The sequence below is a fragment of the Methanomassiliicoccales archaeon genome, assembly GCA_029907465.1.
In the GTDB taxonomy this organism is placed as follows: domain Archaea; phylum Thermoplasmatota; class Thermoplasmata; order Methanomassiliicoccales; family JACIVX01; genus JACIVX01.
In genome coordinates, this window is record JARYLV010000001.1 from 92,136 (window position 1) to 108,044 (window position 15,909).

Consider the following 15,909-nt stretch of genomic DNA (forward strand, 5'->3'; position numbering starts at 1 on the left):
GATAAGTATGAGAGTCGCGATCACTACCCCCGAATTTTTGTCGGATTGGGGAGGCGTTGGCACCTATGCAGCTCTACTTGCAAAGAATTTGCCGGAAGAGTTCGAGGTTCATGTCATCACACTTCGGCCTTCGAAAGAAATTGAAAGCTTGAAGCAAAAAGAAGTCTTTGAACGCGCAAAGGTGCACATAATTGGGTCAGCTAGTGACACATTCATTTACAATAGTCAATTCCAATTTAACCTCATGAGAAAATTCAGAATGCTGCAGAAAGAAGGAAAGTTCGACATCCTTCACGCGAACCACGCCCAGATGCCCGATCTTCTACTTAAGTTTTTCAAAGTTGGTATACCCTCTGTGACAACCGTTCATACCACTTTAAGATCGCAGATGATGGGGACATCATCTTCGCATCTCAGTCTAAAAGAGATGGAACGTTCGGAGAAAATGACAGCCCTATTTTCGCCTGCACTCCTTGCCGCGGAACGAATGTATATAGGGCGATGCGAAAATCTGATTTTCGTTTCTAATTACATTCAGAAACTGTTTGAGGTTTCATTTGGAAAGCCCAAACGTTTCGAGGTCATTCATAACGGTATCGACACGGATCTCTTTAGACCAAGAGATGAAAGAGAGTGTTATAGCTATTTTCCAATGCTGGAGGGCCACGAGAACATCATTCTATTCATCGGAAGAATGCTTGCTTTGAAGGGACTCGATGTACTCATTGATTCCTTTGCGAAGATAATTCAGGAAATTGATGCGCACCTGGTACTTGCAGGTGCTGGGAGTTTTGAACCTTGGAGGAAACGACTCATAAGGAATAACATTCCTGGCTCAAAATATACCTTCCTGGGAAAGGTCCCGCACTATAAGATCCCATTTTTGTACCCTCTTGCGTCAGTGTTCACACTACCTAGTTACTCCGAAAGTTTTCCGTTAACGATTTTGGAAGCAATGTCTTGCGGCGTCCCAGTGGTAGCTACCAATGTTGGCGGCCTCCCGGAAATGATCGAAGACGGTGTTAATGGTTTCTTAGTCGAACCGGGTGATCCTGCCACGCTAGCCCAAAAAATATTCCAAGTCATCCATTCGAGGGAAAAAGCCTCGGAACTCGCAAGAAAAGGAAGATATAGGGCCGTCATTGAATTTTCTGCGAAGAGGATGGCGAACGAAACAGCGGAAATGTACAAGAGAGTGATCGGGGTGGTGGAGTGAAAGTCCTACTCGTAAATCCACCACGATTTAACGGTGTCCCAGTGATTAGAGAAGAGCGATGTGAGATTACAGAAAGATACTCCGTCTTAGAACCCTACAGTTTACTTCAAATCGCCGCAGATCTGCTGCAACGGGGGTATCTCGTCTACCTTGCTGATTTGAATGGTTTCAATCTTTCCTATGACAGATTTGCTTCAGACCTGAAGAGAATTAGTCCTGACGTAGTCGTATTTCGATTCACGCCGACGACTTTTGATTGGGACATGAAGACCGCTGGAATTGCCAAATCCTTCGATGCGCGAATCAAGACTATTGGTATATGCTGGACATTGAGAACAATGCCTGAAACAGTGATGACTAATGCGCCGAATCTCGATATATATGTCCGGCACGAGTATGAGGTCACAACACCTGCCGTTCTCGATGCGATTTCCTCCGGAGTGGATCTCGCTGCCGTGAGGGGTATTGCCTATCGTAATGATGAGGAGATCAGGGTTACCGACGACGCCTTTCCTCTGCACGATTATGATTCACTTCCACTACCTGCCTATGATCTCTTACCAAGTTTCAAACCTTACTATGTCACCGCACCCGCGGGTAAGCCGTTTACAATCATGTACACGAGCAAGGGATGCCCCTTCAAATGCTCGTTCTGTACTGTTGCTGGTACAGCTTGGAAGCCAAGGTCTGCCGAGAAAATACTGGAAGAACTGAGATTTCTCAAACAAAGGTACAAAATTCGAACTGTCTCCTTCTTCGATGAGACTTTCACGCTCGACAGGAAAAGAGTGGAAAAGATCTGCAAGATCCTGATAGAGGAGGATCTCGATTTCCAATGGTATTGCAACACGAGGGCGCATCTCGTTGACCGCGATCTCCTTTTCCTCATGAGAAAGGCTGGTTGCACTGGGATCTCCTATGGCATTGAATCGGGGAGCCAGAAAATCCTCGATTATTGTGACAAGAATTTGAAGGTCGAACAAGGAAAGAATGCGATCAGGTGGGCAAAAGAGGCGGGGATTAAGACATTTTGCAGCTTCATATTAGGTCTTCCCGGGGAGGATTGGGAAACGATCGGTGAGACATTCAGATTTATCGATGAGACTTTGCCAACGAGTGCACAATTCAATGTCGCCGTACCATATCCAGGGACAAAGTTGTTTGAACAGATGAAAAAAGAATACCCTCGCGAATTTGATTTTAGATTGCTTTATCAGGACGATGCTGTTGTCGGCACAGAAAGTCTTTCACCAGCAGATCTCAACAAAGTACGGAAGATGGCATACAGAGCCCTCTACTTCAATCCGAATTGGTGGATTTCTAATATACAACATGTCCTAAAGAACCCTAAGGACATGCAGCTCGCCCTTGCATATGCGTTGAAAATAGCAGATAATTATTTAATTCACGGGATGAAAGATGCTCACTAGAGACGAGGATCGGAGACGATGGAGACAAGAAAAATTCTGATGGTTTCAACATTCTATCCGCCCTTTCATATCGGCGGGGATGCCGTCCATGTGAAGTACCTCGCAGAGGAGCTCGCAAAAAGGGGTCACGAGGTGCATGTTCTTCACAGCATTGATGCGTATGCGTTCAAACAGGGCAGGATTCGCGAGCGACATCAAGGCGATCTTGTCCATCTGCATTCGATCCAAACAAACTATCCAGTCATCTCAACCGTTGCTACTTATCTCACGGGGAGAAACGGTGCTGTTGAAAGAACGCTCCGTCATATCATGACTGAGATAGATCCAGAGTGGGTACACTTCCACAACATTTCTCTCCTCGGCTATAAGATCCTGACGATCCCAAATAAGATGAAAATCTACACTGCACACGACCACTGGCTCATATGTCAGAGAAATGATTTAATGAATGCTGGGAGATTCATTTGCGAGAAGGCATCGTGCATGAAGTGTTCAGCTAAGTCCTTGAGACCATACCAATTTTGGAGAGATCAGGAATACAGGAACGCACTCACGAAAATCGATATTATCCTCGCGCCTTCTAGGTACATGGGCGGAGTCTTGAAAAAGCACATGGGGATCGATCCAACCGTTCTTCCCAATTTCGCTCCAAGGAATACTTGCAGAACATCAGAGATATCGGACGGAGCCCCTTTTTTCCTATTTGCCTCAGTCCTGGAAAAGCACAAGGGATTACATTTATTGCTGGAGTGTTTTTGCGGCGGTGGTCTTGACTCAGACCTTCATGTAGCGGGAAAAGGTCATTTGGAAAAACTTGTGCTTAGAAAAGCGTCTGAAACGAAAGGCCGTGTGAAATACCTTGGTTACCTTTCGCGATCGGAGCTAATAGAAGAACTCGAGTCCGCGACGTGCTTTGTCTCCCCCTCGATTTGTGTTGAGAATTCTCCACTTTCATGCATCGAAGCATTATCTATGGGGAAACCGCTCGTTGTAAGCAACAGAGGTGGATTACCAGAACTAGTTACAGATCCTGAATGTGGTATAGTCTGTGAGCCGACTGTTGAAAAGATCAAAGACGCTCTCAGAAGAATTGAAAACGATGAAAAACTGAGATCCCAGATGTCTGCGAATGCGTTAAGACGCTACGAACTGTATCATACGCCTGAGCGTTATTTGGAATCGTATTTCAGAGTAATTGAAGAGCTGAGGGAAAATGTCACTTAAGATCGCATTAATAAATGTAGGATTTGGACCAGAAGAGAAGATGGTTGGGATTAGCCCGCCGTTGGGGATTTTGCATATTGGGGCATATTTGCGCGACAACTCTTTCGATGTCAATCTTTTTGACTGGTGCGGAGAGCCGCTCGACGCAAATCACAGGGCTGCTCTTGACCATTATGGGCCTCAGATTGTTGGTATTACCGTGACAATAAGCTCCTCTATCTCAAGGGCCATTACCGTCAGTCGCTGGGCTAAAGAAAGCGGTGCGACTGTTGTATGGGGAGGTCCTGGACCGACATCGCTTCCTGGATTGTGCTTGAAGGATGCGCCAGTCGATTTTGTTGTCATAGGGGAGGGCGAAGAAACGATGCTCGATTTATGTAGATCGCTGGAAAGGAATGCGGATTTCACGCAGGTAGACGGCATTGCTTTTCTTCGCGACGGCAGACTTACTATGACAAGGGCGAGAAAAAGAATTTTGAGACTCGATGACTTGCCTTTACCGATGTGGGAAGGGCTAGGAGATCTCAGGAAGTACATTGCCCCATTCTATGGCAGAAATTCGATTCCAATGTCAACAAGCAGGGGATGTCCAAATTCATGCACATTCTGTTACACCAAGGCTATGTGGGGGTACGCGTGGTGCGGAAAAAGTGCTGGGCGAATTGTCGAAGAAATCGAGAAGATCATTCGGATTGAGCCGAGTATTGATGCGTTCAGTTTCGAGGACGATCTCTTCGTAAAAGACAAGCAGAGGATTTACGAATTTTGCAAAATTGTGAAGAAAAGAGGGCTCGACATCATATGGAATTGTGGAGCCAGAGCTAAGGATTTGGACCCTGATATTCTGAAGGAAATGAAGGAGGCAGGATGCAGACAGGTACTCATCGGCGTTGAATCAGGTTCGCAGCGCATTCTCGATCTCATGAAAAAGGGGGTCACCATCGATAAGATCAGGGAAGCGTTTGAAATGGTACAAAGAGCTGGGATGGATGCTTTTGCATTCATCATGCTTGGACTACCATATGAGACGAGAAGTGAGCTAAAGGCGACTGAAAAATTCCTCAAGAAAATCCGAGCGGACGGTGTCGAGTTCAAGGTGTACATGCCATACCCAGGGACAGAAATGTTCGAGGTCGCTAAGGAAAAAGGGTTTAAAGAGCCAGATTCCCTACTAGAATGGGATAAACGATCCGATGTACTCGTCCGAGCAATTTATGAGCGGAACTTTTCGGAAGCGCCCGCAGAAGAGATCGTGAAAATGATTGAAAGAATTCAGAAATTTGTCCGGCTGAGAAGCTACTGGAAAGAATTTTCCAAGAACCCATTCACCTCCCCCGTTAGAGCGCTTCGATTCATCGCGAAAATTCGATCGTGATAATCGGCCGTTGATTGGCACAATCTTCAAATGTCAAGGTGCTGGGAATGAAACAAATAGAAACCCTCTCGAGAATCGAAGAAATCATTGATCTCCAGGATGACTGGGAATCTCTCAGAGAGTCTTGTCGCGGTTCAATCTTCACATCATTTGAATGGTCTATTACTTGGCTTGAATGTTTCAAGCACTTCGCAGCACCTCACATTACCGTGCTAAGAGAGAACGGACAGATCAAGATCATACTCCCGTTTGTCGCTTCAAAGATAAGGGTCATGAACATGAGTTTAGACAAACTTTGGTTAATCGGCAACCAAAGATCTGCGATCGAACTCTATGACCTCGATGTCCTCAGACGCGTTTCTGATGAGAAGACAGCTATCGAGACAGTCGGAATGATCGATGAATTAGATTGGCACCTTCTCGAGCTTGCCAATATGAGAAATACCGTTTTTTCAAGGAGTCTTTGTCAGCTGCTTCCATCAAAATGGAAGACTAACGATATTCTTACAACACCATGTCCATTTACTAGAATCTATCTGGCCGACGATCCGATTGAGCTTATTGGCAAACGGACGCGGAGAGCGATCAGAAAGATGATGTCAATTCTTAAAAATGAGAACAGAATGCAATTTGAGATAGCAGAAAGCCCGGATCAAATCAAAGAGTCAATCAATACATACATCAAATTACACAGGAAAAGATGGGAGAAGAAAGGAGGCAGCATTTTCTCCGATGAACACGCTGCCGACTTTCTTTTGAGAATATCAATGAAAATGGCTGCGGCTGGAAGCGGAGTATGCTATAATTTGATCATCGATGACGAGGTGGCAGCTCAGCTCCTTTGTTTTGACGATAGGGCCTGTGTGCGTGCATACAGGGTCGGGGTGAATGACGAATATCTCGACTATTCTCCAGGTAATATTGTGACATATCTCGCGATGAAGGATCTGAAACTCAAGGGAAAGAAGTATTTGGACTTCGCAAAAGGAGCAGAGGAATTCAAGTATCGAATGGGAGCGGAAGACCGCTATCTTCTGAGTGTTCATGGGATGAGAGGTGGCCTTGCCACGCTCTCGAAACTTGCAAACCTTCCATTGATACGGGCGCTCGTGCAAAAAACGAAAATAAAGGACTCAGTGCTCAAAGAAATTTATCGATGAGGTATCAAAAGACCTCCGCGCCAGCGTGAACCTCGATGCCCCTGTTTGTGATCGAATAGGGCTTCACCCGCCTTGAATGATTGATCCTCCTCATTTTGAGAACTCTCAGGGTCAGCCTTATTTCGCCCTTATCTGGAGATTCTTCATACTGAAGCGAGATTACACCATCTGCCGTGTATTCTATGAGACCGTCCCGCGATGCGAGAGGGTTATTGTCCTTGACTTCTGCTGTCATGACACATGTCGCTCCAGTCTTTTTTATCATCTGGGCGAGGTTAAAGAGGTTCGTGCGCTTCTCATGCTCCGATTCGAACAGCATATTTAGCAAGGAAATTGAATCGATGACGATCCTTCGCGCACCGAAGGACTTTATGAAGTCAGGGAGCTCGCTCTTAATCCTCGAGATCGTCGTCTTCGCATCTGTTGGCTCCAGCTTCACAACGACGAGATTCCTTGAGTCAATCGCCGGTTTCAGATCCCATCCAAACGATTTTGCATCTTCAATAATCGACTGTTCATCTTCCTCGAGTGTGATATAGATGCCCTTTTCCCCATTTTTCAACCCCTCGTTTAGGAATTGAAGGCAGAACGTCGTCTTTCCTGTCCCAAACGAACCCATGACGACAATCGTGTGAGCGCGCGGAAATCCGCCGTTGAGCATTTCATCGAGGCCATTTATTCCAGTCTTCACCCTTTCATCTTGAACCAAGTGATCACCCTACCCGCTCCGTATCGATGACAACCAAACCGCTCTGGGCGGTCACGACGGTCGCAAATCGCGCGATCCTTTCCTTATCCAGGTGAGGAAGAATACTCATGAATTTCTCAACATACAGGTATCGCTGTCTCTTCGAGGAATGACTGAATTTACTCCATTCAAACACGAGCGCCCCATCAACGCTATCCATGATCATCTTTTGTTTGCGCTGATCCAGTATATCCTGAGTGAGAATCAGGTAAATGATCCCTCCCCATTTCTTCGAGACCCTCTGCATCCCGCGTAGAACTGAGACCAAATCCGCGATCTCAATCTTCGCGTTGACAGCAAGATCGGTGATTGAATCGATTATTACGAGACTATTTGGCGCGTTTTCATCGAGAAAGTTCACTAACCCCTCAAGCAGATTGTCCTCCACCTGGCTCTTGAACAGGGACGCTTCTTCGCCTGCCCATGTCGCTGGGACCAACGTATGCCTGAAATAAGCACCAGAGAAGTCTTTAAAAATGACATGCTTCGCAAATGCGTTGTAGAAGTCCACGTTGAAGGAGACGGCAATTTCTTGGAGAATTTCCTCGCGCGATCGGGAGAAGGTTACATAACATAATCGGTCCGGCAAATCCCGGGTATCGACGTTTCGGCCGAGGAAAAAATTAGCTGTCTCAGGGTATTCTTTGACGAGGGCGAGTTTGGCGGCAGAGGTCAATGCAAATTCCTGCTGACCAGCTCCGAGCTCCCCTAACAAAAGGACAACAGAACCGGCAGGAAAGCCGCCTTTGATGATTGAATCAAAATCAGCTACACCAGTAGGTATTCTCTTAACGAGTGCACCCATTCCCTACACCTGACTGGAAATGTATTCGAGTGCAGGCTTAAAGAATTTTCTGTCCGTGTTGGTCAAAGGATTGTCGGATTACTCGATTGAAATTCTATAAATAGTCATTAAAATTAGACCCCAGACATACTCTCAAAAGTATCTACTCGGAGATCATGGGCCCCTAATCTCCATTTTCATGTCATTTATATCGGTCCTGAGAAATTCAAGATTGATTTTTCCAAAGAACCCCCTTAACGCCATCTTAAAATTATCTATTGGCCAGTTGGCGAATATTGAAAACCCCTATTGTGATTGAATGACAAAATTAGGTGCATTCCCGAATGAAATCTCAGGGCAGAAATTTTCCCGGCAAGTGGTAGAGAATAAAATCTCCTTTCAAAGATGATGAACATCAGTCCACGACAGCGTTTTTCAGCTACGACTTCAATGGCCACCCTTTTATCGCTACCTCCATTACTTCTACGAAAGACATGGGTTAGTTTTCTCGCCATCCATCACATATTCTTTAAAATCAATTCGTGGATGTTTGCGATCCCCTATGCGAATTGCACAATGCTCCACGATTTTTCGTCGATGGGAATTCTCCGATGGAGGTGATGATATTGATATTGAAGTTGGTCTTTGCATCTAGAAAGAGAATTTATCGTTCTAGCTGCCAAACACCTATTGATCCAGTTGCTTAAGTAAACTCATAATGAAATAAATATCACGATGATATTATAATTTCAAACTGCCATTAATCTCTTCTACAATCATTGGTTCGCGCAATAACTCTCTCATAGCAAGTTCTCAAACGCCACAAGACAAGAACGATCCTCGAGCACCAGTCTTCCGCATTACCCGATTCTTTCCAAGCATTCAATTACCATGCGGATAAGGAGTTCGGCCGCCCTTCTTTTCACCTCTAATCGATTGCCTTCGATGATTGCCTTTCTTACCTCCCCTATATCGTCGCCAAGATCGACAGCACAGTATACAAGACCAACCGGTTTTTTGTCTGTGCCACCGCCTGGCCCTGCGATGCCGGTGAGCGATGAACCGATACCAGCACCAGTAATTTCTCGGACGCCCTTTGCCATTTCCATCGCGGTTTGTTCGCTAACAGCGCCGAACTTTTCAAGGGTCGACGGCTTGACGCCTAGCAGCTTAGTTTTCATCTCGTTGCTATAGGCGACAACGCCACCAACAAAATAATCGGAACTCCCAGGCACATCGGTAATGAGACTCGCAACGAGTCCCCCTGTCATCGACTCCGCAACGGCAATCGTTTTCCCCTTTTTTCTTAGTCTACATCCAAGCTCTTCCCCGAGCCCCATAAGAAACCCTAATGCAAGCCCTTCATGAGATCCTTGATTCTCTCAACGCCCCTGATCTCCTCGATGACATCCGCAACAGCAGGAGGAACGAGGTGTTTCCATTCCTGATCCGCCAACATCCGCTTCCTGATCTCTGTTCCGGAATAAAGTTCAATGTTAAAAAGCGGCGCGGCCCTCACCTCGAATCCTGCCTCCTGAAAGAGACGTTTGGTGAGCGGATTATTCGTGTATACGGCCCTAAATGGCGGAACCATCGAAACGACGTGTGCAACCCACACAGCGTATCTATTAATATCCACGATCGGGACAAGGAAATACCTTTCAATTCCCTCATCTCTGAGTGCCCTCGAAATCATGAGATGGCGCTCTCCCGCAGTGAAAGGATTTTCGAAGGTGTGGGAATACTGAGCACTGCCTATACCAATGGTAACATAGTCAGATTCTCTTGCAATTGTCTTAATAACCTCTAGATGTCCCTTATGAAATGGTTGAAAACGTCCTATGATCAAGCTGTTGAAATCATCGCTGTCCACAGATCTCCTCTCCCAGCAATAACGAAATGATGCACCGGATATTCAAATTTTCTAGCAAATCGATATAAAATATATTGAAAAAAATTACTGGGTCGTAGGTCTTCCAGTGCCAGGCACAGTCGCGCTTTCTACCATTGAAGCGAGCTTCCTCAACAGACCTTCCTTCTTCGTGCCACCAACAAGCGCGTGGCTTAGCACTTCACTCAGGTTTTCCACTGGCACAATTTCGATTTTGCCGACGTACCTTTCTTCGAGTACAACGTCCTTCATGTTCTCCTTAGGAATAAGAACCTTCTTTATCCCAGCTTCTGCTGCCGCCTCAATTTTCGCGGTCACCCCGCCAACAGGCAAGACTTTGCCTCTCACGCTGAGACTTCCAGTCATTGCAACGGACTGATCAACAGGTACGTCCTCGAAGGCTGAAATGACCGCCGTTGCGACGGAAATCGAGGCGCTGTCACCCTCAACACCATCGTACGATCCGACGAACTGAACGTGCACGTCATGGTTGCTGATGTCTTCGCCTGTATACTTCTTTATGAGTGCCGAGACATTCTGCACTGCTTCCCTGGCAATTTCACCAAGCCGGCCAGTTGCGATGATCTTCCCACCGTTTTTGGTCTGTGCTGGAGTCACTTCAGCAACGATTGGGAGTACGACACCAGAATATTCAGCCATGCTTGACTCAGTGTTGAGCGCGGCGAGCCCGTTGACAACGCCGACCGCAGACCCTTCCGTCACGAAGGTCTTGTACATCTTTCGGATCTCAATGTAGCGATCCGCGACTTGCTGCTCAAGGCTTCTCGCAATTTTCTTTGCCCTTATGACGTGATCGGCCGTTACAATCGGCTTGTTTTCCTCTCGCGCGATGTCACCAGCGACCCTGATCAACCCCCCTAGCTCTCTCAACCTGAGGGTCAGTTGTCCACGCCTTCCAGCCCGGCGCTGTGCCTCTTTAATAATTTCTGCAACAGCGCTCTTGTCGAAGTGGGGAATCTTCTTGTCCTTCGCGACCTCCTGTGCCACGAACCTGATGAGCTTTTGTCTGTTCTCGTTTGTGTCGTCCATCGTCGACTTCATATAGACCTCGTAACCGTACCCACGAATCCTCGACCGCAACGCTGGATGCATTCCTTGGACGGCATCGAGGTTACCAGCACACACAAGAATGAAATCACATGGAACAGGCTCGCTCTTCACCATCGCACCAGAACTTCTCTCGCTCTGACCAGTGATCGGGAACTTCCCCTCCTGGAGCGCTGTGAGCAGGCTCTGCTGGGACTCAATCCTCAGCATGTTGATTTCGTCGATAAAAAGAACGCCCTTGGACGCCTTGTGGATCGCACCGACCTCGAGTCTCTCATGCGCGGGTGTCTCAAGACCACCGCTCTGGAAGGGGTCGTGTTTGACATCGCCGAGCAACGCGCCAGCATGTGCTCCCGTTGCATCGATAAACGGTGGCATCTCCCCCTCTTCATGAGATATGAGGAGTTTCGGCACCATGATATTCTCCTGCCTCGTGCCAGAATACCTCATAGCAAAGAAGATGATGGCAGCTGCCACAATCCCAATGAGAATGATACCAGGATCATGCATCCCTGACTGGATATAAAGGATAACTGTGAGGATGATGATCATGAAAACGATTCCAGTCACCATTGATGCCTTCTGCTGCCTCCGCTGCATCGCTTCCCGCTTCTGCGCTGCGACAATTTCTTTTCCTTTTCCGGCAGGGACAACCCTGATCTTGGGTTCATTTGGATCTTCTGGGTTGTGATAGGCGATGACGTCCTGAAGTTCACCCTTTGGGAGGAATTCAGTCATTGACCGGGCCAGCATGCTTTTCCCCGTACCTGGATCACCGATCAGCATGACGTGGCGCTTCTGCTCGGCTGCTTTCTTGATCACCTCGACGGCCGCATCCTGCCCGATAACCTGATCGGCGAGCTTTTCCGGGATCTTGATGTCGGCTGTCGTCGTGAAATTCTGCGTCTTGATCCATTCGTCAACATCAGGGAGTTCTTCAACAGGTCTCTCGTCTGTCATATCCACTTGACTCGTTTCACTCATATCTGTTACCACTAATTAAGCATTTCCCCAAGTTTTTGACTTTTGATCGTGATCCAGATATTCAATTTAATGGAAAAGACATTGATGACAGGGGACGTCATTAAGTATCCAAAGTCGATTCACCTGACCAAATGATGGGGAAAAAATCAAGTGCCCTTGCCTTACTCGCAGCAGTTCTCATGTGGTCGTCTTCATTCCCGCTGTTAAAATTATGTATTGGTTATCTCCCGCCCATCACACTCGCCGCGATACGCTACCTGGTCGCGGCATCTTTCATGTTCCTTATCGTTGTCACGATACGTGGGAAAAAGGAGACTATACAGAAGTTCTCCGATAACTGGAAGAAGCTCACATTACTTGGATTTATTGGCATCGCACTTCCAAATGCCGCACTCAATCTGGGGTTGCAGTATACGACCGCAAGCCTCTCGTCCATCATTCAGGCATCTGGACCTGCATTTACGATCGTGCTTGCGGTGCTCATACTCGGCGATAAATTAACGCCGCGCAAAGTCGCTGGTCTTATTTTAGCTCTCATTGGAACGATCCTGTTAGTAAGGGGCGAGGACAATGGTCTCGAGCATGGAGCAATGATCGGGAATTTGCTCGTGCTTACCTCCGCCGTCTCTTATTCATTCTCCGGCGTTCTCGCAAAGAAAGAATTGGCAACAAATGAACCAGCGATCGTCAACTGTTGGAGCCTCATTACAGGTTCCTTGATCCTATCTCTTGCAATTCCATTGGAGGAGAATAATGGTGTGGCGATTCCTCCAGATATCGTTCTCATCATCCTCTTTCTCGCGCTTTTCCCAGGTTGCATCGCGTTTCTCCTATACTATCAGGTATTAAAGGAACAAAGTCTGAGCTCGATCTCCTATTTCCTTTATCTGATACCCTTGTTCTCGACAATGATATCGATTCCGATGCTCGGGGAAACGGTCACTTTGAAAACCGCCCTATTTGCCATACTTATTATAGCGGGTGTGGCCATTTCTCAATATAATCCTTTAGGTGATGGAGAAAAGAAAAATGACGTTGGAAAAGCTCGGAATTCCCGATGATGTCGTCAAAGTCTTGAAAAAGGACGGGATCGTCAATTTATATCCACCGCAAGCGGAGGCGCTCCCCTACGCGCTGGCAGGCAAGAGTCTCGTGCTCGCAGTTCCGACTGCCAGTGGAAAATCCCTGGTCGCCTATCTCGCGGCACTCAAGCATGTATTGGAGCGTGGCGGAAAAGTCCTTTACATCGTTCCGCTTAGAGCACTCGCAACAGAGAAATACGAAGACCTGAAGAAGTTCGAGGAACTGGGAATTAGAGTGGAAATGTCCGTGGGCGACTTTGATACGCCTGATCCCGAGCTCGAAAGATTTGATATTATCGTTGCGACATCTGAAAAAGCGGATTCCTTACTTCGCCATAGAAGTCGATGGCTCGAAAGAATCTCGCTTGTTGTGGCCGATGAAATCCACCTCATCCACGATCCTGAGCGTGGACCGACCCTCGAGATCACGCTTGCCCGCTTCCGATTATTCAACCCAAACATACAAATCATTGCCCTCTCCGCGACTATCAAAAACTCGAAGGAACTCGCCGATTGGTTAAACGCGATTCACATCTCTAGCAATTGGAGACCGGTGCCATTAAAAGAGGGTGTTCTCTGCGGAGGGATCATTAAATTCACCGACAACACAGTGAGGGAGATAAGAGATCGTGGGGATATCATTTGGAGCCTAATCTCTGACGCGATCCTCACTGGTGGCCAGTGTCTCATTTTCGTCAATACACGGAAGTCCGCAGAATCCCTTGCTGTCCGATATGCTCCGAAAATGAAAGAGATCATAAAAGATCGTGTGGAAATCGATGGTCTAGATGACCTCATCGACGAAGATGAGCCAACGTCGGTCGGCAAGCGGCTGAAGAGCTGCATGAAGAAGGGCATCGCCTTTCATCACGCTGGTTTGACGAATGAGCAGAGGAAGCTTGTCGAGAAGAGCTTCAGGAACGGCACGATTAAGTGCATCGTCGCGACTCCGACTCTCGCTGCAGGGATCAATCTGCCGGCCAGAATGGTCGTCATCAGGGATGTCTACCGCTACGAATCCGACGTCGGCAACGTTTCCATACCTGTGTTAGAAATCAAGCAGATGTGTGGGCGTGCTGGAAGACCGAGATTCGATCCGTACGGTGAGGCGGTGCTTATTGCACGCAATGAAGGCGAAATGAGTTTTCTGATGGAGAATTATCTTCTTGGCGAACCCGAGGAAATCTTTTCAAAACTCGGCAATGAATCCGTTCTGCGCAGTCATATCCTCGCGGCGATCGCGACGGGCGTTGCGAATTCGATGGAGACCCTGATGAGTTTCTTCAGCATGACATTTTTCGCGCATCAGGTGAGCATTGAAGGTTTGAGCGACGCGGCGGAGAGAATCATTGATTTTCTCGAAAAAGAAGGGATGATAAGGGTAAACGGGGGAATTCTCCCGACCTTTTTTGGGAGGAGGGTCTCCGATCTTTACATCGACCCATTAACAGCGGTGAGACTAAGAGACGCGTTGAAAGCATATAAGGTGGGGGCGTCTGATTTTGGACTCCTACATGCAATTTGCTCGACGCCCGATATGAGGCATATGTACCTCAAACGGGGAGAATATGAAGCAATTGAGGAGATCTATTCACTGAGAAAAAATGAACTCTTGATCCCTCCGCCAGAAGATCTGACCGAGTATGAATTCTATCTATCAGAACTCAAAACTGCGTGCGCCCTTGAGGAGTGGGTCGAGGAGGTTGGCGAGGAGGAAATCCTCGAGAAATACAATATGGGACCAGGTGACCTCAGGAACAAAGTTGAGATCGCTGAATGGCTCTTATATTCGATGAGGGAACTCGCGAATATCTTTAACAGAGAGGCGTACCCTGCGCTAAATGATCTTGTCACCAGGGTAAGGTATGGGGTGAGAAAGGAGCTCCTTGATCTCGTGAAGTTGCGGGGTGTCGGGAGGGTGAGGGCAAGAATGCTTTTCAATAGCGGCTTCAAGACACTCGACGATCTGAGGAATGCAGAGCTTCATGCAATTGCGCGCGTACCACGGATAGGTGAGGCACTCGCCCGTAGCATCAAAGCACAGGTAGAGCCGGCCGGAAAACCAGGACTGATAGCGCCGTCAAAAGAATTGCGTGTTGAAAGGGAGACGACAATAGAAGGACAACGAAAGTTAACGGATTTTTAAAAATCGATCATCGCACGGGTGACACTAAACTGATCACCCTTCTTAAGAAGCGAAAAGTAGCTTGTCACATGATCGGCTTCTCTCATTTTAACGCATCTTATCTTCCTCAATACCTCTCCTTCTTTTTCCTCAGTCATCCTGAGATGAATGATCCCGTCGGCCAGGAAATCCGCGTCGTGCGGCCCGTAACAAGTGAAGTGCCCCACGGGCATTTCAGAAATAATAAGGGTCGTGATATCGAGAGATCTCAGCCATTCAAACAGTCTGAACATATCTTCCCGGGGTCTCGTAAAATTCGAGATGATCTCGAGAGCGCCAAGGGAATCGATTACCAATAACTCATAATTCATTCTACGCTTTATCTCATTGACAGCAAATCGAAAAGTATCAAACCAATTAGGCCCTTCTGCCTTTTTCCGTAACTCTCCCATATCAAGAATCTCGACGCAGCCCTTCGTCTCACCTCGCAATCCCATCTTTTCCATTTGTCGGAGAAGGCTTCTCCTGCTCTGTTCAAGAGAGAGATACAGACCGTTGACGCCTTCGTGCTTTGCGTTCATAAAAAGGATATAATAAGCGATGGAAGATTTCATCGTGCCAGTTTCGCCAGCAATAAGAACGATATGCCCCTGTGGAATGCCACCGTCGATATTTTCATCGAAGCCATTTATGTAGGTTTTAAATTTCATTCGGCGCTCGTTTTCGTTCATTTTGGTCCTGATGAAAATAGGTTTCGTAGCTAAATATCATTTGTCTATGGAAAGTATCAAGAAATCGCTGGACTAAACCAAAATACTCGAA

13 protein-coding genes are annotated in these 15,909 nt (G+C 47.1%); 7 read left to right on the forward strand and 6 right to left on the reverse strand.

What is annotated here, in order from left to right; all coding sequences use genetic code 11:
- Positions 1–7 precede the first annotated feature (7 nt).
- From QHH00_00425 to QHH00_00445, 5 genes are read left to right on the forward strand one after another with little or no spacing between them, the layout of a single operon-like run.
- A complete protein-coding gene (locus QHH00_00425) occupies positions 8–1,216 on the forward strand; it encodes a glycosyltransferase family 4 protein (protein ID MDH7507849.1) in 1,209 nt (402 codons plus the stop codon).
- Positions 1,213–2,646 (forward strand): radical SAM protein, encoded by a 1,434-nt coding sequence (locus QHH00_00430; GenBank protein ID MDH7507850.1) that lies wholly within the window; start codon positions 1,213–1,215, stop codon positions 2,644–2,646. The genes QHH00_00425 and QHH00_00430 overlap by 4 nt, the downstream gene beginning before the upstream one ends.
- A gap of 18 nt (positions 2,647–2,664) precedes the next feature.
- Complete coding sequence (locus tag QHH00_00435; GenBank protein MDH7507851.1) at positions 2,665–3,870, forward strand: glycosyltransferase family 4 protein; 1,206 nt, start codon at positions 2,665–2,667, stop codon at positions 3,868–3,870.
- Positions 3,860–5,245, forward strand: coding sequence for a radical SAM protein (locus tag QHH00_00440; GenBank protein MDH7507852.1), 1,386 nt, complete (start codon positions 3,860–3,862; stop codon positions 5,243–5,245). Before QHH00_00435 ends, QHH00_00440 begins: the two co-directional genes overlap by 11 nt.
- A 47-nt stretch (positions 5,246–5,292) precedes the next feature.
- Positions 5,293–6,405, forward strand: coding sequence for a GNAT family N-acetyltransferase (locus tag QHH00_00445; protein ID MDH7507853.1), 1,113 nt, complete (start codon positions 5,293–5,295; stop codon positions 6,403–6,405).
- A 4-nt stretch (positions 6,406–6,409) separates the two neighbouring features.
- On the opposite strand, the gene QHH00_00450 is transcribed toward QHH00_00445, so the two are convergent.
- The 5 genes from QHH00_00450 to lonB form a co-directional block, all read right to left on the reverse strand.
- Positions 6,410–7,114 (reverse strand): KaiC domain-containing protein, encoded by a 705-nt coding sequence (locus tag QHH00_00450; protein ID MDH7507854.1) that lies wholly within the window; start codon positions 7,112–7,114, stop codon positions 6,410–6,412.
- 4 nt (positions 7,115–7,118) lie between these two features.
- Positions 7,119–7,958 (reverse strand): hypothetical protein, encoded by an 840-nt coding sequence (locus tag QHH00_00455; protein ID MDH7507855.1) that lies wholly within the window; start codon positions 7,956–7,958, stop codon positions 7,119–7,121.
- 839 nt (positions 7,959–8,797) lie between these two features.
- On the reverse strand, positions 8,798–9,277 hold the full coding sequence (locus QHH00_00460; protein MDH7507856.1) for a nicotinamide-nucleotide amidohydrolase family protein: 480 nt from the start codon (positions 9,275–9,277) through the stop codon (positions 8,798–8,800).
- Positions 9,278–9,285: 8 nt separating this feature from the next.
- Entirely contained in the window at positions 9,286–9,810 is a 525-nt protein-coding gene (locus QHH00_00465) for a nicotinamide-nucleotide adenylyltransferase (protein ID MDH7507857.1), read from the reverse strand.
- A gap of 84 nt (positions 9,811–9,894) precedes the next feature.
- Positions 9,895–11,880: an ATP-dependent protease LonB gene (gene lonB, locus QHH00_00470; GenBank protein MDH7507858.1), complete on the reverse strand. Its 1,986-nt coding sequence runs from the start codon at positions 11,878–11,880 to the stop codon at positions 9,895–9,897.
- Positions 11,881–12,011: 131 nt separating this feature from the next.
- On the opposite strand from lonB, the gene QHH00_00475 reads away from it, so the two are divergent.
- The gene (locus tag QHH00_00475) at positions 12,012–12,941 is read left to right on the forward strand and encodes a DMT family transporter (GenBank protein MDH7507859.1); all 930 of its coding nucleotides are present in this window, start codon (positions 12,012–12,014) and stop codon (positions 12,939–12,941) included.
- Complete coding sequence (locus tag QHH00_00480) at positions 12,910–15,108, forward strand: DEAD/DEAH box helicase (protein ID MDH7507860.1); 2,199 nt, start codon at positions 12,910–12,912, stop codon at positions 15,106–15,108. Before QHH00_00475 ends, QHH00_00480 begins: the two co-directional genes overlap by 32 nt.
- Here QHH00_00480 and QHH00_00485 read toward each other — a convergent pair.
- On the reverse strand, positions 15,105–15,797 hold the full coding sequence (locus tag QHH00_00485; GenBank protein ID MDH7507861.1) for an ATPase domain-containing protein: 693 nt from the start codon (positions 15,795–15,797) through the stop codon (positions 15,105–15,107). The two genes, QHH00_00480 and QHH00_00485, sit on opposite strands and share 4 nt — an antisense overlap.
- Between the last annotated feature and the right edge of the window lie 112 nt (positions 15,798–15,909).